This is a genomic window from Nonomuraea thailandensis, assembly GCF_024172165.1.
GTDB lineage: Bacteria > Actinomycetota > Actinomycetes > Streptosporangiales > Streptosporangiaceae > Nonomuraea > Nonomuraea thailandensis.
On record NZ_JAMZEB010000002.1, the window covers coordinates 8,259,486 to 8,282,955 of the forward strand.

Below are 23,470 nucleotides of genomic sequence, written 5' to 3' on the forward strand. Positions count from 1 at the left end.
TCCGGGCCTCACCGTAATCACGGCCCGAGCGCGATAGCAGCCGGAATAAGCAGCGGGTATACGTCAGTCGTCGGTGGCGACGTACCCGATGATGCCGCGCAGCTTCTCCACCGGGATGGCCCCGCGCCGCAGCAGCCGGGGCACGGCCGTGGTGAGGTCGAGGATGGTGGAGGGGGTGTTGTCGGTGGTCCTGCCGCCGTCGAGGTAGACCTCGACGGAGTCGCCGAGCTGCTCCTCGGCCTCCTGCGCGGTGGTCGCGGCGGGCGAGCCCGAGCGGTTGGCGCTGGAGACGGCCATCGGGCCGGTCTCCTTGAGCAGGTCGAGCGCCACCGGGTGGAGCGGCATGCGGATGGCCACCGTGCCCTTGGTGTCGCCCAGGTCCCACGAAAGGGCCCTGTTGGCCTTGCAGACGAGCGTGAGCGGCCCGGGCCAGAAGGCGTCTATCAGGTCCTGCCCGTACGCCCCCAGATCCTCCACGAGCGCTGTGGCGGCTCTGACGGTGCCCACGAGCACGGGCGGGGGCATGTCGCGGCCCCGGCCCTTGGCGTCGAGCAGCGACTTGACGGCCGTCGCGGTGAAGGCGTCGGCGCCGATGCCGTAGACCGTGTCGGTCGGCAGCACCACGAGGTCGCCGCGGCGCACGGCCGCGGCCGCCTCCATCAGCGCGATGGCCCGCTGGTCGGGGTCGGAGCAGTCAAAACGTCGTCCCACGGCGTGCATCCTAGTCCTGGCCCAGCCGGGCCGTGACGAAGCGGTCTCTTCTGGTGAGGTCCTGGCGCAGGCGTACGTCGCGCCAGCCGTTGTCCTCGGGGAAGGTCAGGTAGACGGCCCTGCCCTGCTCGTCGGCGTGCTCCACGGCCACCCAGCCGCCCGGGCGCAGCAGGCGGCGGGCCGTGCGCTCCACCGCGCGCACCTCGCCGAGCCCGTCGTCGCCGGAGCCGTACAGGGCCCTGGAGGGGTCGTAGTCGCGCACCTCGGGGTCGCGCGGGATCGCGCCGGGCGGGATGTAGGGCGGGTTGGAGATGACCAGGTCCACCTTGCCGTTGAGCTCGGGCAGCGCCTCGGCGAGGTCTTCGGGGTGCAGGTGGGTGCGGCCCTGGCCGTGCTCGGAGATGTTGCGCTTGGCCCAGGTGTACGCGGCCGGATCGACCTCCACGGCGTGCACCTCGGCCAGCGCCACCTCCTGCGCGATGGACAGCGCGATCGCGCCCGAGCCGGTGCCGAGGTCGACGACGAGGGGGGCGTTGACGTCCATCTCGCGCAGGGTCTCGATGGCCCAGCCGGCCATCACCTCGGTCTCGGGGCGCGGCACGAACACGCCGGGCCCCACGGCCAGCTCAAGGTAACGGAAGTAGGCGTGACCGGTGATGTGCTGCAGCGGCTCGCGGGCCTCGCGCCGGGCGACGCCCTCCCAGAACAGCGCGTCGAACTCGGAGTCCTTGACCGTGTGGAGCTCGCTCCTGCGCACGCCGTGGACGAACGCCGCGATCTCCTCCGCGTCCGTGCGCGGCGAAGGAACGCCTGCCTCGGCTAGCCGGGCGGTGGCGAGCGCGATCTCGTCCAGCAGAAATGTCATGAGTGTTGTGCGAGCTTCTCCGCCATTTCGGCGTCGATGAGGGCCTGGGTGACGGCGGTCAGCTCGCCGTCGAGAACCTGGTCGAGGTTATACGCCTTGAAGCCGACGCGGTGGTCGGAGATCCGGTTTTCCGGGAAGTTGTAGGTGCGGACCCGCTCGGAGCGGTCGACGGTGCGGACCTGCGACTTGCGCTCGGCCTGGGCCGCGGCCTCGGCCTCCTCCTGCGCGATGGCCAGCAGCCGGGCGCGCAGGATGCGCAGCGCCGACTCCTTGTTCTGGAGCTGGCTCTTCTCGTTCTGGCAGGAGACGACGACGCCGGTGGGCAGGTGGGTGATGCGCACCGCGGAGTCGGTGGTGTTGACGCTCTGGCCGCCGGGGCCGCTGGAGCGGTAGACGTCGATGCGCAGGTCGTTGGGGTCGATCTGGACGTCGACCTCCTCCGCCTCCGGGTAGATGAGCACGCCCGCGGCGCTGGTGTGGATGCGGCCCTGGGACTCGGTGACGGGCACCCGCTGCACGCGGTGCACGCCGCCCTCGTACTTCAGCCGCGACCAGACGCCCTCGTCGCCCTTGGCCCGGATGCCGACCGTGACGTCCTTGTAGCCGCCGAGATCGGAGGGCTGGCTGTCGATGATCTCGGTCTTCCAGCCGAGCCGCTCGGCGTAGCGCAGGTACATGCGCAGCAGGTCACCCGCGAACAGCGCGGACTCCTCACCGCCCTCGCCCGCCTTGATCTCCATGATGATGTCCTTGTCATCGTTGGGATCGCGCGGGATGAGCAGGTGCCGGAGCTTCTCCTCCAGCTTGGGGACGCGCTCCTCCAGCTCGGCGGCCTCGGCCGCGAACGCCTCGTCCTCGCCGGCCAGCTCCTTGGCGGCAGTCAGGTCGTCGCGGGTGGACTCGAGCTCGCGGTAGGTGCCGACGATCGGCGTGAGCTGCGAGTAGCGACGGCCGAGCGTGCGGGCCTTGTTCTGGTCTGCGTGCACGGCGGGATCGGCGAGCTGCAGCTCCAGCTCGGAATACTCCTTGAGCAACTCGTCGAGGTTCACCGTGGGTCCTTTTTTCGTAAAAGTGTGGCCGTTTCACCAACAACGCCGACCCGGCGCACCGGGGTGCGTCCGGGCCGGCGTGGGTGGAGCTACTTGCCCGTGGCCTTCTTGCCGAAGCGCTTCTCGAAGCGGGCCACCCGGCCGCCGGTGTCGAGGATCTTCTGCTTGCCCGTGTAGAACGGGTGGCAGGCCGAGCACACGTCGGCGTGGATGACGCCGTTCTTGGCGGTGCTGCGGGTGGTGAAGGTGTTACCACAGGAGCAGGAGACCTGCGTCACGTGGTAGTCAGGGTGGATGTCGCGCTTCATTGCTGTCCTTTCGGGGCGCGGCCGCCGGGTCGCCTTCACGCATGGCGTGAACCGGAACCGCGAAATGGTCAGCTACCAGTGTGCCAGATCGTGTAACCATCCCAGGCCATCGGTCATTCCCCTCGATCAGCGCCCGAGATACGTCAGGACGGCCAGGACCCGCCGGTGGTCCTCCGGCGCGGGCCCCAGCGCCAGCTTGGCGAATATACCGGAGATGTGCTTCTCCACGGCGCCTTCCGTGACGACCAGCCGGGCGGCGATGGCGGTGTTGGAGCGGCCCTCGGCCATCAGGGCGAGCACCTCGCGCTCTCGGGGCGACAGCGAGTCCAGCGGCGCGCCGCGGCGCTGGCGGCTGAGCAGCTGCACGACCACCTCGGGGTCGATGACCGTGCCGCCCGCCGCCACCTGCCGCACCGCGCCGAGGAACTCCGCCACGTCGGCCACCCGCTCCTTGAGCAGGTATCCGACGGCCCTGCCGATGAGGTCGCCGGCGTAGCGCTCCTCGACGTACTGCGACAGCACCAGGATCGGGAAGTCGGGCCGCGCCGCCCGCACCTGCAGGGCCGCGCGCAGGCCCTCGTCGGTGTGGGTGGGCGGCATGCGCACGTCGACGACGGCCAGGTCGGGCTCGTGCTCGGCCACGGCTGCCACCAGCGCCGGCCCGTCGGAGACGGCCGCCACCGTCTCGATGCCCCCGTCGGCCAGCAGCCGCGCCAGCCCTTCACGCAGCAGTACCGAGTCCTCCGCGATGACCACGCGCATGAGCCAGGCTTACCGTCGGCGGCGTCCGGCGGTCAACGGCAGGCCGCGCGCCCGCGCGCCTACCACTCGCACGGCAGTTCCGCGCGGACGATCGTGGGCCCGCCCATGGGGCTGTGCACGACCAGCACGCCGTCGATGGTGGCCGCGCGGTCGGCCAGCCCTGACAGGCCGCCTCCGGGGACGACGGCGGCGCCGCCGATGCCGTCGTCCCACACGTCCACGACCACGCCGCGGCGGTCCCTGATCACGGTCACCGACGCCTCGGTGGCGCCGGAGTGCTTGGCCATGTTGGCCAGCGACTCGGCCACGATGAAGTACGCGATGCTCTCCACCGCGGGCGGCGGCCGCTCGTCCAGCTCGACCGACACGTCCACCCTGATCGGCGCCCGCGCCGCCAGCCCCGACAGGGCCGCGTCGAGCCCGCGGTCGCTCAGGATGGCCGGATGGATGCCCCTGGCGAGGTTGCGCAGCTCGGCGATGGCCGCCTTGGTGCCCGCGTGGGCCTGCGCGATGAGCTCCCTGACGGTCTCGGGGTCGCTGTCGAACTTCGACTGGGCCCGCCCCAGGTCCACCGCCACCGACAGCAGCCGCTGCTGCGCCCCGTCGTGCAGGTCGCGCTCGATCCTGCGCCGCTCGGCCTCCGCCGCGTCGATGCCGCGGGCCCTGCTGGCCCGTAGCCGCTCCTCCTCGCCGCCGCCGAGCAGCACCGTCGCCAGCGTCCCGTGCAGCCAGGCCATCCCCCTGGCCAGGTACGCGCTGAGCACCAACAGCAGCACGCCGAAGAAGCCGGCGATCCAGGCCTCCGTCCAGTCCTCGACGAAGTAGCCGCTGCCGCCCGCCCCCCGCTCCAGCGGATACAGGATGGGCGCCAGCAGCAGCCCGCCCGTCACCATCCACATGCCGAACGACACCACGGCCTCGATCGCCCCCAGCGGCAGCAGCATGAGCAGGTAGCCCAGATCGCGCCAGGTCGCCGGGTCCTTCAGCAGCCACTGCACGTGCGCGCCCAGCCCCCGCTCGGGACGCGGCCTGTACGGGTCGGCGATCTCGACCCCGAACGCCAGCCGCAGCAGCCACCGCTCCAGCCTGGCCCTGCCACGCCACAGCAGCACGGTGGCGATCGCCAGCGGAACCCCGACCCAGACGACCGTCAGGACGAGCGAGACGGAGATCGTGAAGGCCAGCACGAAGTAGCCCAGCAGCCCGAGCGCCCCGCTGACCAGCAGGTAGGGGGCGGCACGCCACGTCATCGGATCCACCAGCACGCCGAGCGGGCCCAGGGGCCCCAACGGCACGCGGTTCTTCATCGCCACCGTTCGCATGCCCACAAGCGTGCACCGGCGGCGCGAAGGCCGGAATACGGGAAGCAACCGTTGCGGGGTGGGGCTAGCCCCACCCCCCTCTTCCCCGGGGACGCGAAAGGGGGGCGGCAGGCGAGCCTGCCACCCCCCTCACGCACGCGAGGCCGCTAGTCGCGGTCGTTGCTCACCGTGGTCTTCTGGACCTGCAGGAGGAACTCCGCGTTGGACTTCGTCTCCTTCATCTTCTCCAGGAGCAGCTCCAGCGCCTGCTGCATGTCGAGCGCGTGCAGGACGCGCCGCAGCTTCCAGACGATCTGCAGCTCCTCCTTGGCCATGAGGATCTCTTCCTTACGGGTGCTGGACGCGTCGACGTCCACCGCGGGGAAGATGCGCTTGTCGGCCAGGGAGCGGTTGAGCTTGAGCTCCATGTTGCCGGTGCCCTTGAACTCCTCGAAGATGACCTCGTCCATCTTGGACCCGGTCTCGACCAGGGCCGTGGCGAGGATCGTCAGCGAGCCGCCGTTCTCGATGTTGCGGGCGGCGCCGAAGAACCGCTTCGGCGGGTAGAGCGCCGTGGAGTCGACACCACCCGACAGGATGCGCCCGGACGCCGGCGCGGCCAGGTTGTAGGCGCGGCCGAGACGGGTGATCGAGTCGAGCAGGACGACCACGTCGTGGCCCAGCTCCACCAGGCGCTTGGCGCGCTCGATGGCGAGCTCGGCGACCGTGGTGTGATCCTCGGCGGGACGGTCGAAGGTCGAGTGGATGACCTCGCCCTTGACCGACCGCTGCATGTCGGTGACCTCTTCCGGCCGCTCGTCCACGAGCACGACCATGAGGTGGCACTCGGGGTTGTTGCGGGTGAGCGCGTTGGCGATGGCCTGCAGCACCATCGTCTTACCGGCCTTGGGCGGGGAGACGATGAGGCCGCGCTGGCCCTTGCCGATCGGCGAGACGAGGTCGATGATCCTCGTGGTGAGGATGTTCGGCTCGGTCTCCAGGCGCAGGCGCTCCTGCGGGTAGAGCGGCGTCAGCTTGTTGAAGTCGGGCCGGTTGCGGGCCTGCTCCGGGTCCATGCCGTTGACGGTGTCGAGGCGGACCAGGGCGTTGAACTTCTCGCGGCGCTCGCCGTCGCGCGGCTGCCTGACGGCGCCGGTGATGACGTCGCCCTTGCGCAGGCCGTTGCGGCGGATCTGGGCCAGCGAGACGTAGACGTCGTTGCTGCCCGGCAGGTAGCCGCTGGTCCTGACGAACGCGTAGTTGTCGAGGATGTCGAGGATGCCGGCGATCGGGATGAGCACGTCGTCGTCGCCGATGACGGGCTCGCCCGTCTCGAAGCGCTCACGGCCACGGCCGCGGTTGCGCTCGCGGAAACGGCCCCTGCGGCCGCGCCCGCGGTCGTCGTCGTCCCCGCCGCCGCGCTGGTCGCCGCGCTGGTCGCCGCGCTGGTCGCCACGGCTGCCGGTGTCGGCGGCGACGCGGTCGCGCTGCTCGCCACGGCCGGCGTCACGGCCACCGTCACGACCGCCGTCGCGACCGCCGTCACGGCCGTCGCGACTGTCACGACCGCCGTCACGGCCGTCGCGGGCGCCGTCGCGCGCTCCGTCACGGCTGCTCTCTGCGCGGCCGCCCTCACCGCGGTCGCTGCCGCGGTCGCCACGCTCGCGGCGCTCGCCACGGCTGCGGCGCTCGCGCCGGCTCTCGCCGCGCTCGGAGCGCGACTCGCCATGCTGCGTCTCGGCCGGCTGGGCCTGCTGCTCCACGACGGTCTCCACCGGGGCGGCGGCGACCGGCTCCGGCGCGGTCACGGGCGCGGCAGCCACCTCGGCGGCCTGCGCGGCGACGGGCTGCGGAGCGGTGTCCTCAGCGGGCTTGTCGGCGGTCTTGGTGCGGGAACGTTCCCTGCGCGTACGGGTGGGCCGCTCTGCCGCGGGCGCCGCCTCCGCCGCCGGGGCGGGGGGCTCGGCCACAGCCGCGGCCGTCGGTGCGCCGTCTCCGGAACCGCCACCCTGCTTCTCCTGGATGGCCGCGATGAGCTGGCTCTTCCGCATGCGCCCGGTCCCGCTGATGCCCAGCTCCGCTGCCATCTTCTGCAGCTCGGGCAGCACCTTGGCGGACAGGCCGGTGCCGGAGCGACGCGCACGCGGCTTGGCCGCGGCGCGGGTGGGGGTGTCGCCGGACGCGGGCTCAGCGCCTGATGCGTCGGAGAGGAGTTCGGTGGTGTCGCTCAACTAAAAGGTCCTTCCCAGGGGTCGGGCGCCGGATTTGTTCTTCCGAGCGTCCCGGAGGTGCTTGCGATCCGGCGGGACAGACCGGGTCGGGGTGCACTTTGCGATCTTCGGCTGTCGATGGAGACGGCCGCCACTCTTGGGGAGGGGTTCTTCCACGCCGCCGATGGCCCTTGGCGCGTGGCTGACACCCCCCAGATTGCTGTCGCCAACCAGATGTCGATGTGATTCGACGCGCAGATCCCCGTCGTCGCCACCTCACGTCGAGCCAACCGGGTGTGGGCCAACCGGAGGCAACGGATTCCGGGGAGACAGCCGCGCTGCTTCCGCCTCGCGACGTGAAGCATGATGCAGCGATGTGTGGCTGACAAGCACGCACCCACCAAGGGGGCATCTGGTGCGGCTATCAGCCTAACATCACCAGCGCACACGGCTATTCCCTGAAGGTCTAAAGAGGCATCAGCGTGTCTCGGGGAACTGAACGTTCGCACCAACCGGGTCGACGTCCATTAGCTGGATGTGCCAGTCATTACCCACTTCTGGCGCGATCAAATCCTGCGTATCCGATGTCGAAAACGCAAGAACCGTGGGACCCGCTCCCGAAACGACCGCGGGCACGCCCACTGCACGGAGACGTTCTACCAGATCCGCGCTCGCCCTCATCGCAGGCGCGCGGTAATGCTGGTGGAGGCGGTCTTCCGTGGCGGCGAGCAGCAGCTCTCGCTCGGGCTCGCGGGTCAGCGCGGCGATCAGCAACGCGGCCCTGCCGGCGTTGAAGGAGGCGTCCTTGTGGGGCACGTCCTTCGGCAGCAGCCCTCGCGCGGCCTCCGTGGACAGCCGCGTCGACGGAACGACGGCGACCGGACGGATGCGCTGGTCGAGAGCCAGTTTCACCATACGCGGCAGCCCGCCGTGGTCGGACCACGAGATGGTCAGCCCACCGGCCAGGCAGGGGGCGACGTTGTCGGGATGCCCTTCCATCTCGGTGGCCAGCGCGTACACGTCGTCGTCGGAGAACTTGCCGGCGCGTTCGCTATCAGCCAAAGCGCGCGCGGCGAGAATGCCCGCGCACACGGCCGCCGACGACGATCCCAGCCCCCGTGCGTGCGGGATCCGGTTGCGGCAGTGCAGGTGTATGCCCTCCGGCTGGGGCACGCCCATGCGGTCGAACGTCATCCGCATGGCCTGGACGACCAGGTGCCCCTCGCCGGAATCCACCTCCCCCGCGCCCTCACCCTCCACGGTGACGTGGACGCCGCGCTCAGCGGTGAGCGTGGCGCGTACGTCGTCGTGGAGGCTCAGCGCGAGCCCGAGCGCGTCGAAACCCGGCCCCAGGTTCGCCGACGTCGCGGGCACGCGAATGTCAACGGTCCTCATTCGTTCACTTTTCCTCGTCACTCCCCGTCAGGCGAGGTTGAGCGCCGCCGCGGCGGCGTGGACGTCGATGGGGATGACCACCGGCGCCGGAGCCCCCGAAATGGCCCAGTCAGGGTCCTTCAGCCCGTTGCCCGTGACCGTGCACACGATCCGCTGTCCCGCCTCAACCATGCCCTGCGCGTGCGCCTGCAGCAAGCCGGCGACGCTGGCGGCCGACGCCAGCTCCACGAACACGCCCTCTTCCTGCGCGAGCAGCTTGTACGCGGCCGCGATCTGCCGGTCGGTCACCGCCTGGATGAGCCCGCCCGACTCGTCGCGGGCCGAGGTGGCCAGCGACCAGGAGGCGGGGTTGCCGATGCGGATCGCGGTGGCGATCGTGTGCGGGTGCGCGACCGGCGCGCCGTCGACGATCGGCGCCGCCCCGCTGGCCTGGAAGCCGAACATGCGCGGACGCTTGGTCGACACGCCGTCGGCCGCGTACTCCTGGTAACCCATCCAGTACGCCGAGATGTTGCCGGCGTTGCCCACGGGGATGCAGTGGATGTCAGGCGCGTCGCCGAGCGCGTCGACGATCTCGAACGCCGCCGTCTTCTGCCCCTGCAGCCTGAACGGGTTGACGGAGTTGACCAGCGCGATCGGGTAGCTGGACGACAGCTTGCGGGTCATCTCCAGGCAGTCGTCGAACGACCCCTCGACCTGCAGCAGCGTGGCCCCGTGGACGAGCGCCTGGGCCAGCTTGCCCATGGCGATCTTCCCTCGCGGCACCAGCACGGCGCAGGTCAGCCCCGCCCGCACGGCGTAGGCGGCGGCGGACGCCGAGGTGTTGCCGGTGGAGGCGCAGATGACCGCCTTGGCCCCCTCCTCGACGGCCTTGCTGATGGCCATCGTCATCCCGCGGTCCTTGAAGCTGCCCGTCGGGTTGGCCCCCTCGACCTTCAGGTAGACGTCACACCCCGTGAGGGCCGAGACGCGGTGCGCGGGCACCAGCGGTGTACCGCCTTCGAGCAGCGTGATGACCGGCGTCTTCGCGGTGACCGGAAGACGCTCGCGGTACTCCTCGATGAGGCCACGCCACGACCTGCTCATGATGACTCCCTACCTGCGGTGTTGGCCACCGAGTGTACGGGGTGCGGCCACGTGGCGCGGAGCCGTGTCCACGAGTCGGACTTGATGATTAGACAGGAGCACTATTCAGGAAATACTCAGCATCTCCGGATAAGGTCTCGGCAGGGGGTCACGACCATGAACGCGCGTCCTGCTCTGAGGCAGAACGACTTTTCACCAGTGGCGGCACCGCAGCTCGGCGCCTGGTCACCCGCCCTTTCCGTGAGCGTGGTGGTACCCGCGCACGGCGGGCAGGACAAGCTCGACCTGACGCTGGCGGCGCTGGCCGCGCAGACGTATCCGGCGCACCTCATGGAGGTCCTGGTCGTCGACGACGGCAGCCGGCCACCGATCCGGCTGCCGGAGATCCGCCCCGTCAACACCCGCCTCGTGCGGGTCGAGGACGGCTGGGGCATCTCCAACGCCGTCAACACCGGCGCGAAGGCCGCCGACGGCGAGATCATCCAGCGGCTCGACTCCGACATGGTGGCCTGCCGCGAGCACATCGAGGCCCTGGCCCGATGGCACCACGTGACCGACTACCTGGTCACGATCGGGATGAAGAAGTTCGTCGAGCCGCCGCACGTCACTCCCGGCCAGGTCTTCCGGGCGGGCCGCCTGGAAGAGCTGTTCGACCTCGACACCGCCGTGCCCAGCTCGACCGAGGCGACCATCGCCAAGACCGACGGGCTGCGCAGGAGCCGCAACCCGTACCACGTGTGCACGGGCCCGACCTTCGCCCTTCCCCGGGAGGTCTTCCACGCCGTGGGCGGGCTCGACCCGACCGTGATCCGGGGCGAGGACACCGAGTTCTCCTACCGGCTGGCCATGTACGGGGTCGTCTTCGTGCCCGACCTGGACGCGCAGGCCGTGCACCTGGGGCTGCCCTCGCAGCACCGCGACCGGGAGCGGGCCGTGCGGGCCGTGGAGCCGTACCTGGCGCACCGGATCCCGCTGCGCAGGGACCTGCGCAAGGACCGGGGGCGGCGGTGGCTGGTGCCGTACGTGGAGGTCGTGCTCGACGTCACCGACACCAGCGAGTCGGTGGTGCGGCGGGCGGTGGCGGCGGCCCTGGACGGCAAGCTGCAGGACATCGTGGTGACGCTGGTGGGGCCGTGGTCGCGGCTCTCGTCCGGGGAGCGGTTCGGCCTGTCGGACCCGTGCTTCGAGCTGCGGCTCATGCGTGACCTGTTCACCGGTGACGAACGCATCCGCCTCATCGACGAGGCCGCCCCGACGCCGGCGCCCACGCCGTTCCGCTACCGGGGGCCGGTGGACGTGCCGCTGCATCGGGCGACGCTGGAGCGCATGATCGAGTCGGTCCAGAAGGATCTGGCCGGGGTGCTGGTGGTCGATCTGCCGGATGGGCGGACGGCGCGGCTCGAACGTACGTCGGCCCTGGGGCGGGCCTGCCTGCTCACCTCGCCTGGGGATGACGTGGACGAGGTCATCTCCGCTACGCACGGTGTGCGGCACGAGCCGCCCGATCGTTTCTGGCCCGCTCCCGGTCAGCCCGAACCGGTCACCATCCCGGCTCCGCCTGCCGCTGCTCCGCCTGTCGCGGTGTCCGTGGAGACGCCGGAGAACTCATTGTTCCGCCGGCTGAAGTCGGCGCTGCGTCCCGACTGAGAGCTCCCTCTCCTGGAGGGAGGGGGCTTGTGGGGCGGGCGATTGTGCGTGCGGGGGGTGTGCTCGCCTGCGCGGGGCTCGTGGTGCGATGTGGTCGTTTCGCGTGAGCGGGCTTGCGCGGCGGGCGCGTTCGTACGCGGGGCGCGCCTGTGCGCCGTAGACGCTCTCACGTGCAGGGCCCCTGGGGGCGCTCGCCGGGTGGGGGCGGGTCAGCCGCGGAGGCGTTTGCGCAGGGCGCGTTTCATGGTGGTGGAGACCAGGGTGCGCAACCCCTGCTGGGCCCGGCTGGCGGCGGCGAGCTGGCGGCGCAGGGCGCCGACCTCGCGGCGCAGCTCCACGGTGGACTTGCGCCACCGGCCGGCCTCCTCGCGCCACTTGGCCACCTGCGCACGCAGCCGTTCGGCCTCCTTGGCGAGCCGGGCGGCCTCCGCCTCGGCCTCCGTGCGGGCCCGGTAGGCCCCGCGCCGTCCCTGCGGAACCCCTGGTGAGGTGGTGAAGCCGTACGTCTCGCCCTCGACCCAGGAGACCCCGGACACCTCGTCCACCACGTCGTCCAGGTCCTCATCGGCCGCCGCGACGATGCGGGCCCTGGCGAAGGCGGAGGTGCGCTCCAGGCGGGCCGCCACGACGCCGTCGGCGGAGGTTTCGTGGAGGAGCACGTTGACCAGGCCCAGGGCGTCGTCGCGGGCCAGGTCGAGCAGGCGGCCGAGGGTGTCCTCGCCGGGGGCCCAACCGGTGGGCAGGCGGAGGACGAAGGGCACGGCCAGGTCCACGTCGGGCGTCTCGGCCAGGCGTACCCGGCCCTCGTGCAGGTAGTGGCCGTGGACCAGCACCAGCTCCAGGTCCGGGTCCCGGAGGGGGGCGCGGCGGTCGCGGTCGAGCGTGGCCCAGGGGCCGACGAGCAGCACCGACACGTCCGGGACGGTGCCGGCGAGCACGGCGTCGACCGTCGCGCGTACGGCGTCGTAGCCGCGCGTGCCGTCCACGACGACCGTGACGTACGGGACCTTCCACTGCCTCCCGGGATGCCCCCTGAGCCAGCGGTAGGCCGGGATGCGGTCGGCGACGAACGCGTGGCTGACCCGGTCGACGGGCTGCTTGTCACGCATGCGCATGGTCGGGCCGAGGTGGTAGGCGCGGGCGGCGGGCTCGGGGACGAACACGGCGCCCGCCTGTCCCAGCCGGTAGCCCATCTCGGTGTCCTGGCCGAGTATCAGCTCCTCGTCCATGGGCCCGGCGGCCTCGATGAGCCGGGCGTTGACGGACGTGGCGCCTCCGACGTGCAGGCTGAAGGGGCGCTGCGGGTTGTCGGTGAGGCCGTCGGTGCGCTCGACGAGGTCGACGATCCAGGCGTGCGGTTCGGCCGGCTCGAAGTGCTCTTCGAGGTCGCCGGGCAGCTCGGCGGGGACTTCCGCACCGGTGAAGCGGATGTAGCCGGTCACCACGAGGTACGGGGCGGCGTGGTGCCAGCGCATGTGGGCCTCGACGGCGCCGGGTGTGAGGACCACGTCGGAGTCGAGCCAGTGGATGACGTCGCCCGTGGCCCGCGCCAGGCCGGCGTTGCGGGCGCTGGCCCGGCCAGGGCGGTCGCAGACGACCAGCCGGGCGGACGTGCCGGCGGGCAGGCGCAGGGGCGGCGAGCTGCCGTTGTCGACGACGATGATCTCGGTGAGCCCGGCCGGGTACGTCTGTCTGGCCAGGGCCGCGAGCACCAGGTCGAGCTTGTCCTGCCCGCCGTAGGCCGGGATGACGACGCTGACCGTCAGGCGGGGCGTGAAGTGCTCGTCGGGGGCGAGCACCCGGTAGTCGTTCCCGCGCACTCTGCCGCGTGAGGTCATGCGGGTTCCATCGGCAGGCCGGAGGTTTCCATGAGCAGGCTGGGGCGGAAGCCGCGCCACTGGTTCGCGGCCACCTTGAGGAAGTGGGCCAGCGGGAGCTGCCAGGTGTGGTCGGCGCTGAGGCCGCGGCGCAGGACGTAACCGAGCCCGTGGCTCCGGTAGATGCGGGCTTCCGCCTTTTGCGCCGCCTTCAGGAATTCGAGATCCACCGCTCGCGGCAATCCCGGAAATCCGCCAATTTCATGGAATTTCGCCCGAGGCACCATGATCGTGCCACCGGCCACATGATCGGCCCAGACCTCGCTCGGATAACTCGCCCCGCTCGCGAACGTCGTCCGCCTGACCGTCGCCTTCAGCGGCTCCAGGTAGAAGAACTCGGCCGTGGTGCCCACCACGTCGGCCCCGGTGCGGGACGCCGCCATCAGCAGGTCGGCCAGGTGCCGCGGGCCGTACCAGTCGTCGTCGTCCCACTTCGCCAGCTGGTCGCCGCCCGCGAGCGCCGCGGCCCGGTTCAGCACCTCGCCGAACGGCACGGACACGTCCGCCTCGATCCACCGCACGGGCAGCGAGCAGGCCGCGACCGCCTCGCGTACCTGCTCGTGACGCACCCCGTGCAGCCCCAGCAGCACCTCCGCGCGCACGTCCCGCTGGCGTTCCATCTGGGCCAGCGCCTGGCCGACCAGGGCGGGCCGCTTGGTCGCCATGACGATGCTGACCTGCGGAACGACGGTGAGGGGATGGGCCAGGCGGCGCAGGCGTACGCTGTGCTCCTCGCGGCGCAGGTCGGCCAGCGAGCGCACGGTGCCGTCGGCGGCGTGGCCGAGCCAGTCGCGGTCGGTGAGCAGCGCGGCGAGGTCCTCCGGCACCCACGGCGGCGCGTGTGCGGCCGTCAGCGGCACCCCTGCCGCGGCCAGGTCCAGCAGGCCGTCGAGCGGCACCCGCGCGTCCGGCCACTCGATCTCCAGGCCGCGCAGCGGGCGCGGCGCCGGCACGTCGAGGGGCTCGCCCTCAACCGCCCAGCCGGTGCCGCCCCAGTGCAGGCGGGCCAGCCCCTTCTCCGGCGTACGCGTGAAGCCGCAGGGGGTGACGGACATGGGTCGTGTGCTCCTTGACCGCTTGAGAGGTGATCGGCGCCTACCTTACGCCCGTTTTACTGACGAGTAGACGTGCATGCCAGATTCGGCAGGACAGCCCGTTCCGTGCGGCCAGCACAGGTTCTGAGCCTGATGATTCGCTGGGAACCTTGGAGAACTTATGGCGCGGTGGTTGCGAATGTTGAATAAGGTGTCAATACTCCCCTGATGTCCGTGAAGCCTCCGATGTCCTGCAAGCCGTGAACGACGAAAGGTATGCGCGGATGCTCTCGCCCCGCCGCCTGGCAGCGACCGCCGCACCCCTCGCAGCACTGGCCCTCGGCGTGCTCGCGCTCCTCGTGCTCGCCGACCTGATCACCCTCGGCGCCGCGGCGGCCGCCGTGGCGTTCATGATCTCGCTGGCCGCGCTCGCCCTGCTCGTCGTCACCGTGCGCCGCCTGGACGGCAAGGCGCACCGCATCGACCTGCGCATCAAGAAGCACGAGACCGAGCTGGCCAGGACCACCGCCGCGCTCAGGAGCATCGAGACCAGGCTGGACGTGCTGGTGCAGGCCGTCGAGGACTCCGCCGCTCGGCGGGCCGACGACCTCGGCGCGATCCTGGCCTCGCTCGGCGAGGACCGGGTCAACGCCATGGCGCGGGCGCGCGAGGTGGCGGAGCTGCGCGAGGAGGTCAGAGGCCTGGCCAAGGACCGCGTATGACCCGGATCAGGCACAACGACTACGGCGTGCTGCGTCCGCCGGAGCCGGGCACGTGGCGGCCCACGCTGAAGGTCTCGGTGGTCATCCCGGCCTACGACTGCCAGGAGGCGCTGGAGCGCACGGTGCCCGCGCTGGCGCGGCAGACGTACCCGGCCGAACTGGTCGAGGTGATCGTCGCGGACGACGGCAGCGAGCCGCCGCTGCGGGTGCCGGGGGCGCGGGCCGTACGGGTCGCTGACGGCTGGGGACGCGGCGCGGCCAGGCAGGCCGGGCAGCTCGCGGCCACCGGCGACGTGATCCACTGGCTGGACTCCGACATGATCCTCGCCGACGACCACCTCGAGGCGCACATGCGCTGGCACCACCTGATCGACTACGCGGTGGTGATCGGTGACACGCGGTTCGTGGACGCGCCGGGCGAGGAGGGCGTCCAGACCGGGTACACGAGGAAGATCCTGGAGTCCACCAGGAGGCTCAAGGACGCCGGGGCGAATCCGTACCTGCTGCACACCGGCGCCTCCTCCTCCGTGCGCGCGGACCTGCTGCGCGCCGCCGGCGGCGTGGACGCCGGGCTGAACATGGCCGAGGACACCGAGCTCGGCTACCGGCTGGCCCAGGCGGGCGCGGTGTTCGTCCCCGACGCCGAGGCCAGGGCGTGGCACGTCGGGCCCTCCACCGTGATGCTGCGGGAGCGGGAGGTGCACCGGCACAACTGGTCCTACCTGGGCGACCTGATCCCGGATCTGCGCTGGTTGCGCGCGCATCCGCGCCGGCACTGGCTCGTGCCGTACGTGCGGGTCGCGGTGACCGCCACGACGTACGAGGAGACGCGCGCCACCGTGGACTCGGCCCTCGCGGGCACGCTCACCGACGCGGCGGTCACCCTCGTCGGCCCCTGGAGCAAGCTGACCGGCGAGCGGCGCTCGAACCTCGACGACCCCATGCTGGAGCTGCGCCTGCTGCACAACCTGTACGCGCACGAGCCGCGGGTCGAGTTCGCGGAGGGCGCACCGGTCTCGGCGGCGCCCGCCGCCTTCCTGGTCACGCTGCCCGCCGGCTGGGTGCTGGGTGCCGACACGCTCGCCCGGCTCGTCAAGCACGCCGACCGCGACCTGCTCGGCCTGGTCTGCGTGGCGCTCGCGGAGACCCCCGGCGGGGTCGTGGCCGCCCGGCTGGAGCGCACGGCCGCCTTCGCGCGCGCCGCGCTGTTCCCCGGCGAGGCCGACGACCTGGTGGACGAGATGTTCGGGTCGGAGTGGGTCAGCGGCGCCGAGTACGGGCTCGTCCCCGCGGACGAGGCCGAGCCCCTGTCCGGGGAGCCCGCCAAGTGGCGGGCACTGGCCGGGCAGCGGCTGGCCGAGATCAAGGAGCTGAAGGCCCGGGTGGAACGGCTGTCCGCCGAGGTCGAGCGGCTCGCCGAGACGCCGGACGAGCAGGAGCCGCGCGGGCCGCTGAACTCGATCATGCGCCATCTCCGGAGCGCCGGATGATCGAGCGGTTGCTGGCGGAGCTGCGCGAGGCGCGGGTCTTCTTCGCCGGGATCGACGACGCGGAGCCCCTGCGCGGCCGGGACGGCGCCGTGGACTTGGACCACGACCTGCTGGAGCCGCACGCGGAGCCGGAGCGCTGCCCGGAGGTGCTCGTGCTCGCCAGGACCCCGGCCGACCTGCGCAGGGTCGCCACCCTGCACAAGCTGCTGCCGCAGGCCGAGCGGGTGGTCGTCGCCGTGCTCGACACGCCGCCCGCGCACCCCGCGCCCGTGCCCACGCCCACCCCGGCGCACCGCTGGCGGGCGCTCACGGACCTGCGGGTGTACCAGCCGAAGAACCGGGTCTGGGTGGTGGACGCGCGCTTCTCCGCCGCCACGCCCGCCGGCCGTACGGTGACGGCCACGGCGCGGGCGTTCGCCGGGCACCGCCTCGACGTGATCGCGGCGCCCGCGGCGGCCATCGCGGGCGTCGGCGCGGCCGACTGGCGGCCAGGAGACCCGAACGCGACGCCCGCCGAGGTGAGCGGGCCCGTGCCCGAGCGGGTGGGCGCTCCCGGCGGCGACGTGGTGCTGCGCACGCTGACGGCGGACGCCATGGGGGCCGATCCCGACCCCGGTCCCGCGCGGACCGGGTGGGCCGGAGGGGAGACGCCCATCGAACGGCCCGCGCTGGAGGCCGTGAGCTGGGAGCGGCTGGGCCGCCCCGGCATGACGGACTCGCCGCTGGCCGACCCCGACGTGCTCGCCGAGCCGTCCATGATCCCGCCCGTGGACGAGCGGCTGGTGAACCCGCAGGGCTTCGTCACCACCCCGTCGCGCGGCATGGCGTCGCTGGCCGAGCGCGACGGGCGCTGGTCGGTGGTGCTGGACGGGAAGGTCGTGACGTCGTTCGCCGAGTCGGGCGGCGTCACCGACGCCGACGTGGCCAGGCTGCGCCAGATCAGGGGCGTCGAGGTGGACTGGCGGCACGCGCACAGCGGCCCGCTGACGGCCGTGCGGGTGCTGGCCGGGCTGAGCGCCGCCGGGGTGCCGCTGGTCGCGGACGCGGTGCCGCGCTGGGCGGGCGCGCTCGGCGACGAGCTCGTCGAGCTGCTCACCCGTGAACCGGACCTGTCGGACGACCTGCGGCGGGAGGAGCACAGCATCCGCCTGCGCCGGGCCGCGCTGCGCACCCACGGCGTGGCCGCGCGGTGGGAGCAGCTCGGCGCGCCCGCGCCCGCTCCCCCGCTCACGTCCGTCCTGCTGGCCACCCGCCGCACCGACATGGTGTCCTTCGCGCTCGGCCAGATCGCCCGCCAGCGCGGCGCCGGGCTGGAGGTCGTCCTCGCGCTGCACGGCGTGCCGCAGGGGCATCCGGACGTGGCGGCGGCCATCGCCACGTTCGACGGGCCGCTGACCGTGTTCGAGGCCGACCGGCGGGCCGTGTTCGGCGAGGTGCTGAACCACGCCGCCGCCAGGGCCTCCGGGTCGTTCCTGCTCAAGATGGACGACGACGACTGGTACGGGCCGGACTTCCTGGCCGATCTGCTGCTGGCGCACGCGTACTCGGGGGCGCAGGTGGTCGGCACCGTGCCGGAGTTCGTCTACCTGTCCTCCATCGACGTCACCGTGCACCGCCACCAGATCACCGAGCAGATCACCAGCTTCGTGGCGGGCGGGACGATCCTCGTCGAGCGGTCGGCGTTCCAGGCCGTGGGCGGGTTCCGGCCGCTGCCGCGCTCGGTGGACACGCAGTTCCAGGAGGCGCTGCAGGCGGCGGGCGGGCAGATCTACCGTACGCACGGGCTCGGGTACATCCTGCGCAGGGGCCCCGCGGCCAACCACACCTGGCAGGAGCCGCTCGGGACGTTCCTGCAGCGCAACAGGCGGCAGTGGCGCGGCTTCCGGCCGAACGCGCTGATGGCTCTCGACGGGAGCCCGCTCCCGTGATCCCGCGCATCCCGCACAACGACTTCGGCGTGCTGAGCCCGCCCGCGCTGGGCGAGTGGGAGCCCACGCTCACGGTCACCGTCGTCATCCCGGCCCACGACCGCCAGGACACGCTGAACCTCACGCTCGCCGCCCTGTCCGCGCAGAGCTACCCCGAGCACCTGCTGGACGTCATCGTCGTGGACGACGGCAGCGCCACGCCGCTGTTCCTGCCCGAGATCGCCCCCGCCAGGACCAAGCTCCTCTCCAGCCCGCCGGGCGGCTGGGGCCGCGCCTGGGCGGTGCAGGCGGGGCTCGACGCGGCGACGGGCGAGGTCGTGTTCGTGCTGGACGCCGACATGGTGCCGCACCGCCGGCACGTGGAGGCCCAGCTCCGCTGGCACCACCTGGCCCCGTACGTGGTGGCGCTGGGCTGGATCGACTTCACCGGCCCCGGCGCCCTGCCCGACTCCGAGCAGGTCGTCGCCGCGCTGGCGGAGGGCGCCGAGGAGCGGCTCTTCCCGCTGTCGCCGCACCGCCACGACTGGGCCGAGCAGATCATCCACGACCACGACGGCCTGCGCGCCGCGCCCAGCTCCCTGGCCACCAGGATCCACGTGGGGGCCACGGTGTCGTACCCGGCGGCGTTGCTGCGCGCGGCCGGCGGCATGGACACCTCCCTGGTGCTGGCCGAGGACACGGAGCTGGGGTACCGGCTCACGCAGGCGGGCGCCGTGTTCGTGCCCGACCCCGAGTCGAGGGCGTGGCACGTCGGGCTGCCCACGGCGATGCGCGACCACGGTGCGCTGAAGCGGTACAACGACCCGTACGTCGCCGACCGGGTGCCGTACCGGCGTTACCTGCGGACGGACGCGGGGCGGCAGTGGCTGGTGCCGTACGTGGACGTGACGGTGCCGGAAGGCTCCTCCTACGAGGACGTACGGGCCACGGTGGACGCCCTCCTGGCCGGCTCGCTCCCCGACGTCAGGGTCACCCTCACCGGCCCCTGGGACCTGCTCACCCCCGGCCGGCGCTCCCCCCTGGCCGACCCCGGCCTCGACCTCCGGCTCGTCCACGCCGCCTTCGAGCACGACCCCCGCGTGCACTTCAGCCCGCCCCGCACCGGCACGGCGCCGTTCCGGCTGTCGGTCCCGCCGGGGTGGGTCGTGGCGCAGGACACCGTGGAACGCCTGGTGGCGTACCTGGAGGAGCACGACTCGGGCACGCTCTGCGTCGCCCTGGAGGAGACCGAGGCCGGCGTCACGACCGCCCGCCTGGACCGCACGGCGGCCCTCTCCCGCGCCGCCCTGGTGGCCGGGCCGGGCGAGAGCCTGGACGACCTCGTCGACGCGCTGTTCGGGCTGGAGTGGGTGGACGGGGAGACGTGGGGCTTCAAGCGCAGGCCCGCCGTCTACCCGCCGCGCAGGCGGCCGCCGTCGGAGCTGTCGGTCCTCACGGCCCGGCACGAGCAGGAGCTCGCCCGCTACCGCAAGCGCGTCGCCGCCCTGCGCGCCGAGCTCGCGCAGGCGCGCAGGGACGCGGGCAAGAACGGGCGGGACGCGGCGCGGTGGCGCGAGAAGGCCGAGGCCTGGCGCCGCGAGGCGGTGCGGCTGGCCAGGGAGCGGAACCGGACGATGCTCAAGCGCGCGGTGCGCCGGGTCCGCAACCTGGCCTTCCCGGGCGACTGAGCCTACTCGTCGCCCTCCACCCGCATCACGCTCGCCACGGCTCGTACGATGTCCAGCTCCCGCAGCCCCGCCATCGTCGCCGACAGCGCGGCGTCCGTGGCGCGGTGGGTGACGATGACGAGCTGGGCGTCGTCGCCGCGGCCCTCCTGGCGGACGGTCTGGATCGACACGTCGTGCTTGGCGAACAGCTCCGCGACCTGCGCCAGCACGCCCGGCTTGTCGGCGACGTCCAGGGCCACGTGGCAGCGGGTGACGGTCTCGCCCATCGGGTGCACGGCCAGGTCGGCGTACGTGGACTCCTCGGGGCCGCGGGTGCCCGCCAGGCGGTTGCGGCCGACGGCCACCAGGTCGCCGAGGACGGCCGAGGCGGTGGGGGCGCCGCCGGCGCCCTTGCCGTAGAACATGAGCTGACCGGCCGACTCCGCCTCCACGAAGACCGCGTTGTACGCCTCGCGCACCCCCGCCAGCGGGTGGGAGCGCGGGATCATGGCCGGGTGCACCCGCACGCCGAAGGAGCGGCCGTCGTCGGAGCGGGCGCAGATGGCCAGCAGCTTGATGACGTACCCCATGGCCTTGGCGGAGGCCACGTCGGTGGCGGTGATCTCGGTGATGCCCTCGCGGTGCACCTCGTCGGCGCGCACGCGGCTGTGGAAGGCGAGCCCGGCCAGGATGGCGGCCTTGGCGGCGGCGTCGAAGCCCTCGACGTCGGCCGTCGGGTCGGCCTCGGCGTAGCCGAGCGTCTGGGCCTCCTCCAGGGCGTCGGTGAAGGAGGCGCCCGTGGAGTCCATCTTGTCGAGGATGTAGTTGGTGGTGCCGTTGACGATGCCGAGCACCCGCTTGACGTGGTCACCTGCCAGCGACTCGCGCAGCGGGCGCAGCAGCGGGATGGCGCCGGCCACGCTGGCCTCGAAGTACAGGTCGCCCTTGCCCGTCCTGGCGGCCTCGTGCAGGGCGGCGCCGTCCTCGGCCAGCAGCGCCTTGTTGGCGGTGACCACGGACTTGCCCCTGGACAGGGCCGCGACGATCAGCGAGCGGGCCGGCTCGATGCCGCCGATGACCTCGATCACGATGTCCACGTCGTCGCGGGTGACCAGCGACTCGGCGTCGGTGGTCAGCAGCTCGGGATCGACGTCGATGTCGCGCTTGCGGCCCAGGCGGCGCACGGCGACCCCGGCCAGCTCCAGCGGCGCGCCGACACGGGCGGCCAGGTCGTCGGCCTGCTCGTGCATGAGCCTGATGACCTGCGAGCCGACGACTCCGCAGCCCAGAAGAGCCACCTTCAGCGGTTTCACAGCTGCCCCCTCAACAGATCGTCCTCGGTCTCGCCCTGCACGATCACCCGCGAGACGCCGCCGGAGACGGCGACCACGGCGGGCCTGGGCAGGTAGTTGTAGTTGCTGGCCAGCGAGCGGCAGTAGGCGCCGGTCGCGGCCACGGCGAGCAGGTCGCCGGGAGCGAGGTCGGCGGGCAGGTAGAAGTCGCGCACGATGATGTCGCCGCTCTCGCAGTGCTTGCCGACCAGGCGGCTGAGCATGGGCTCGGCCTGGCTGGCCCGGCTGGCGAGCGCGGCGGTGTACTCGGCGCCGTAGAGCGCCGTGCGCACGTTGTCGCTCATGCCGCCGTCGACGCTCACGTACGTGCGCAGCCCCTCGACGTCCTTGATCGTGCCGACCTCGTAGAGCGTGATGCCGCCGGGGCCGACGATGGTGCGGCCCGGCTCGACGGTCAGGCGGGGCACGGGCAGGCCGGCGTCCTTGCAGACCTTGGAGACGATCTCGCGCAGGCCGTCGGCCAGCTCCTTGATGTCGGGGGCCTCGTCGCCCTCCACGTAGGCGATGCCGTAGCCGCCGCCGAGGTCGAGCTCGGGCAGCACGACGCCGTGCTCGTCCTTGATCTGCACGAGCAGCGTGGTGAGCCGCCGCGCGGCCACCTCGAACCCGGCCGTGTCGACGATCTGGGAGCCGATGTGCGAGTGCAGCCCGACGAGCTCCAGCTGGGGCAGGGCCAGGATCCGGCGTACGGCCTCGGCCGCCGCCCCGGTGTTCAGCGACAGGCCGAACTTCTGGTCGTCGTGCGCCGTCGCGATGAACTCGTGGGTGTGGGCCTCGACGCCGGTGGTGACCCTGATCATCACCTTGGGCCGCTTGCCGTGCTGCTCGGCGAGGTAGCCGAGCCTGGCGATCTCGTCGAAGGAGTCGACCACGATGTGCCCGACCCCGGCCTCCAGCGCCCTGGTGAGCTCGGCGACGGACTTGTTGTTGCCGTGCATGGTGATGCGCTCGGCGGGGAAGCCGACGCTCAGCGCGACCGCCAGCTCGCCGGCGCTGGCGACGTCGAGCCCGAGGCCCTCGGCCTCCAGCCAGCGCACCATCTCCTTGCACAGGAACGCCTTGCCGGCGTAGTGGACCTCGGAGCCGGCGAACGCGGTGGCGTAGTCGCGCATGCGCGAGCGCACGTCGTCCTCGTCGAGGACGTAGAGCGGCGTGCCGTGGTCGCGGGCCAGGTCGCGGACGTCCACGCCGCCGACCGTGAGCGCGCCATCGTTCCGGCTCGACGTTCGGGGCCAGATCGCGGGGTTGATCCGGTTGAGGTCGGCGGGCGCCAGCGGCGGGCGCTCCTGGGGCAGCATCTCGGCGTGCCGGTCCCCGGCGGGATGGGCGAATCGACTCACCCGATCGAGGCTATCGGAAGCGCAAGTACGCCATGACCCTGTGCCCACGTATCGAGACGCGATCAAGCCCCAGAAGGGATATTTTTACGATTTTTCGCCGTTTAGCCGGATATTTTGTGACAAGTTACAACCGATCGGGTCCCGGCAGCACCTTGCCGACCAGCTCCGCCACCCGCACCCGCGCCGCGTGCACCGGCCCCGGCTCCTCGTCCCCCACCGGAACGGCGGGCGCCCGCTCGTGCGCGTCGTGGTAGGCGAGCGCGAGCCGCAGGAGATAAGCCTCCCAGCCCGGCTCCCTGCTGACCAGCCGCCCCGGCAGCTCGGCCAGCACCCGCAGCACCCGCCGGTGGTGCGGGTCGGGCGGCGCCCCAGGCCGCCCCCCGGCCGGCACCCCGAGCTGCCCCGCCCATCTCAGCACGGCGCACGCCCGCGCGTGCCCGTACCGCACCACGAACCCGGGGTTGTCCCAGGTGCGTGGGAAGTCCGGCCAGGCCGGCTCGAAGGGGACGGCCACGGCCTCCAGGTCCATGGGCGGCTCGGTCAGGACGATCCGCAGGAAGCCCCTTCCCCTGACCTCGGCCGAGGCCACCCCGCTCAGGCCGCGCAGGCGGCGGGCCAGCTCCTCGGCGGGGAGCCGCCGCCGCAGGGCCGCCGCCGACACGTACGCGCACTCACGCTCCCAGGTGCCCTCGGGCTCGGGGTGCTCCCCCAGCACCCCGGCCAGCTCCCCAGGTGTCATGGGGACGA

At 72.3% G+C, this 23,470-nt stretch carries 19 protein-coding genes; 5 read left to right on the forward strand and 14 right to left on the reverse strand.

What is annotated here, in order from left to right; genetic code table 11:
- Window positions 1-63: 63 nt before the first annotated feature.
- From HD597_RS41715 to thrC, 9 genes are all read right to left on the reverse strand, one after another.
- Window positions 64-711, reverse strand: coding sequence for an L-threonylcarbamoyladenylate synthase (locus tag HD597_RS41715; protein ID WP_253750442.1), 648 nt, complete (start codon window positions 709-711; stop codon window positions 64-66).
- Window positions 712-721: 10 nt separating this feature from the next.
- The gene (gene prmC, locus HD597_RS41720) at window positions 722-1,576 is read right to left on the reverse strand and encodes a peptide chain release factor N(5)-glutamine methyltransferase (protein WP_253750445.1); all 855 of its coding nucleotides are present in this window, start codon (window positions 1,574-1,576) and stop codon (window positions 722-724) included.
- Window positions 1,573-2,625 carry a peptide chain release factor 1 gene (gene prfA / locus HD597_RS41725; RefSeq protein WP_253750448.1) on the reverse strand — a complete coding sequence of 351 codons (1,053 nt, stop codon included), beginning with the start codon at window positions 2,623-2,625 and terminating at the stop codon, window positions 1,573-1,575. The genes prmC and prfA overlap by 4 nt, the downstream gene beginning before the upstream one ends.
- Before the next feature lie 89 nt (window positions 2,626-2,714).
- Window positions 2,715-2,933, reverse strand: a complete 219-nt coding sequence (rpmE, locus tag HD597_RS41730) for a 50S ribosomal protein L31 (RefSeq protein ID WP_043616312.1) — start codon at window positions 2,931-2,933, stop codon at window positions 2,715-2,717.
- Between the two features lie 126 nt (window positions 2,934-3,059).
- Window positions 3,060-3,695 (reverse strand): response regulator, encoded by a 636-nt coding sequence (locus HD597_RS41735; protein WP_253750453.1) that lies wholly within the window; start codon window positions 3,693-3,695, stop codon window positions 3,060-3,062.
- 59 nt (window positions 3,696-3,754) lie between these two features.
- Window positions 3,755-5,017 (reverse strand): sensor histidine kinase, encoded by a 1,263-nt coding sequence (locus tag HD597_RS41740; RefSeq protein WP_253750456.1) that lies wholly within the window; start codon window positions 5,015-5,017, stop codon window positions 3,755-3,757.
- A 146-nt stretch (window positions 5,018-5,163) separates the two neighbouring features.
- Complete coding sequence (rho, locus tag HD597_RS41745) at window positions 5,164-7,227, reverse strand: transcription termination factor Rho (RefSeq protein ID WP_253750459.1); 2,064 nt, start codon at window positions 7,225-7,227, stop codon at window positions 5,164-5,166.
- A gap of 456 nt (window positions 7,228-7,683) precedes the next feature.
- On the reverse strand, window positions 7,684-8,601 hold the full coding sequence (gene thrB / locus HD597_RS41750; RefSeq protein WP_253750462.1) for a homoserine kinase: 918 nt from the start codon (window positions 8,599-8,601) through the stop codon (window positions 7,684-7,686).
- Window positions 8,602-8,628: 27 nt separating this feature from the next.
- Window positions 8,629-9,687, reverse strand: coding sequence for a threonine synthase (thrC, locus tag HD597_RS41755; RefSeq protein WP_253750465.1), 1,059 nt, complete (start codon window positions 9,685-9,687; stop codon window positions 8,629-8,631).
- A gap of 240 nt (window positions 9,688-9,927) precedes the next feature.
- Between thrC and HD597_RS41760 the strand changes: the two genes are divergently transcribed.
- Window positions 9,928-11,334: a glycosyltransferase family 2 protein gene (locus HD597_RS41760; RefSeq protein ID WP_253750468.1), complete on the forward strand. Its 1,407-nt coding sequence runs from the start codon at window positions 9,928-9,930 to the stop codon at window positions 11,332-11,334.
- Window positions 11,335-11,543: 209 nt separating this feature from the next.
- Here HD597_RS41760 and HD597_RS41765 read toward each other — a convergent pair whose 3' ends face one another.
- Both HD597_RS41765 and HD597_RS41770 read right to left on the reverse strand, forming a co-directional pair.
- Window positions 11,544-13,172 (reverse strand): glycosyltransferase family 2 protein, encoded by a 1,629-nt coding sequence (locus tag HD597_RS41765; RefSeq protein WP_253750473.1) that lies wholly within the window; start codon window positions 13,170-13,172, stop codon window positions 11,544-11,546.
- Window positions 13,169-14,266 carry a glycosyltransferase family 2 protein gene (locus HD597_RS41770; RefSeq protein ID WP_253750476.1) on the reverse strand — a complete coding sequence of 366 codons (1,098 nt, stop codon included), beginning with the start codon at window positions 14,264-14,266 and terminating at the stop codon, window positions 13,169-13,171. Before HD597_RS41770 ends, HD597_RS41765 begins: the two co-directional genes overlap by 4 nt.
- 239 nt (window positions 14,267-14,505) lie before the next feature.
- Between HD597_RS41770 and HD597_RS41775 the strand changes: the two genes are divergently transcribed.
- From HD597_RS41775 to HD597_RS41790, 4 genes are read left to right on the forward strand one after another with little or no spacing between them, the layout of a single operon-like run.
- The gene (locus tag HD597_RS41775; protein WP_253750478.1) at window positions 14,506-14,967 is read left to right on the forward strand and encodes a hypothetical protein; all 462 of its coding nucleotides are present in this window, start codon (window positions 14,506-14,508) and stop codon (window positions 14,965-14,967) included.
- Window positions 14,964-16,457 (forward strand): glycosyltransferase family 2 protein, encoded by a 1,494-nt coding sequence (locus HD597_RS41780; protein ID WP_253750481.1) that lies wholly within the window; start codon window positions 14,964-14,966, stop codon window positions 16,455-16,457. The genes HD597_RS41775 and HD597_RS41780 overlap by 4 nt, the downstream gene beginning before the upstream one ends.
- A complete protein-coding gene (locus HD597_RS41785) occupies window positions 16,454-18,385 on the forward strand; it encodes a glycosyltransferase (RefSeq protein WP_253750484.1) in 1,932 nt (643 codons plus the stop codon). Before HD597_RS41780 ends, HD597_RS41785 begins: the two co-directional genes overlap by 4 nt.
- Window positions 18,382-20,052 carry a glycosyltransferase family 2 protein gene (locus HD597_RS41790; RefSeq protein ID WP_253750487.1) on the forward strand — a complete coding sequence of 557 codons (1,671 nt, stop codon included), beginning with the start codon at window positions 18,382-18,384 and terminating at the stop codon, window positions 20,050-20,052. The genes HD597_RS41785 and HD597_RS41790 overlap by 4 nt, the downstream gene beginning before the upstream one ends.
- A gap of 2 nt (window positions 20,053-20,054) precedes the next feature.
- On the opposite strand, the gene HD597_RS41795 is transcribed toward HD597_RS41790, so the two are convergent.
- The 3 genes from HD597_RS41795 to HD597_RS41805 form a co-directional block, all read right to left on the reverse strand.
- Entirely contained in the window at window positions 20,055-21,344 is a 1,290-nt protein-coding gene (locus HD597_RS41795) for a homoserine dehydrogenase (RefSeq protein WP_308210792.1), read from the reverse strand.
- Entirely contained in the window at window positions 21,341-22,723 is a 1,383-nt protein-coding gene (gene lysA / locus HD597_RS41800) for a diaminopimelate decarboxylase (RefSeq protein ID WP_253750489.1), read from the reverse strand. Before lysA ends, HD597_RS41795 begins: the two co-directional genes overlap by 4 nt.
- A gap of 124 nt (window positions 22,724-22,847) precedes the next feature.
- Window positions 22,848-23,462: a DALR anticodon-binding domain-containing protein gene (locus HD597_RS41805; protein ID WP_253750493.1), complete on the reverse strand. Its 615-nt coding sequence runs from the start codon at window positions 23,460-23,462 to the stop codon at window positions 22,848-22,850.
- Window positions 23,463-23,470 lie beyond the last annotated feature (8 nt).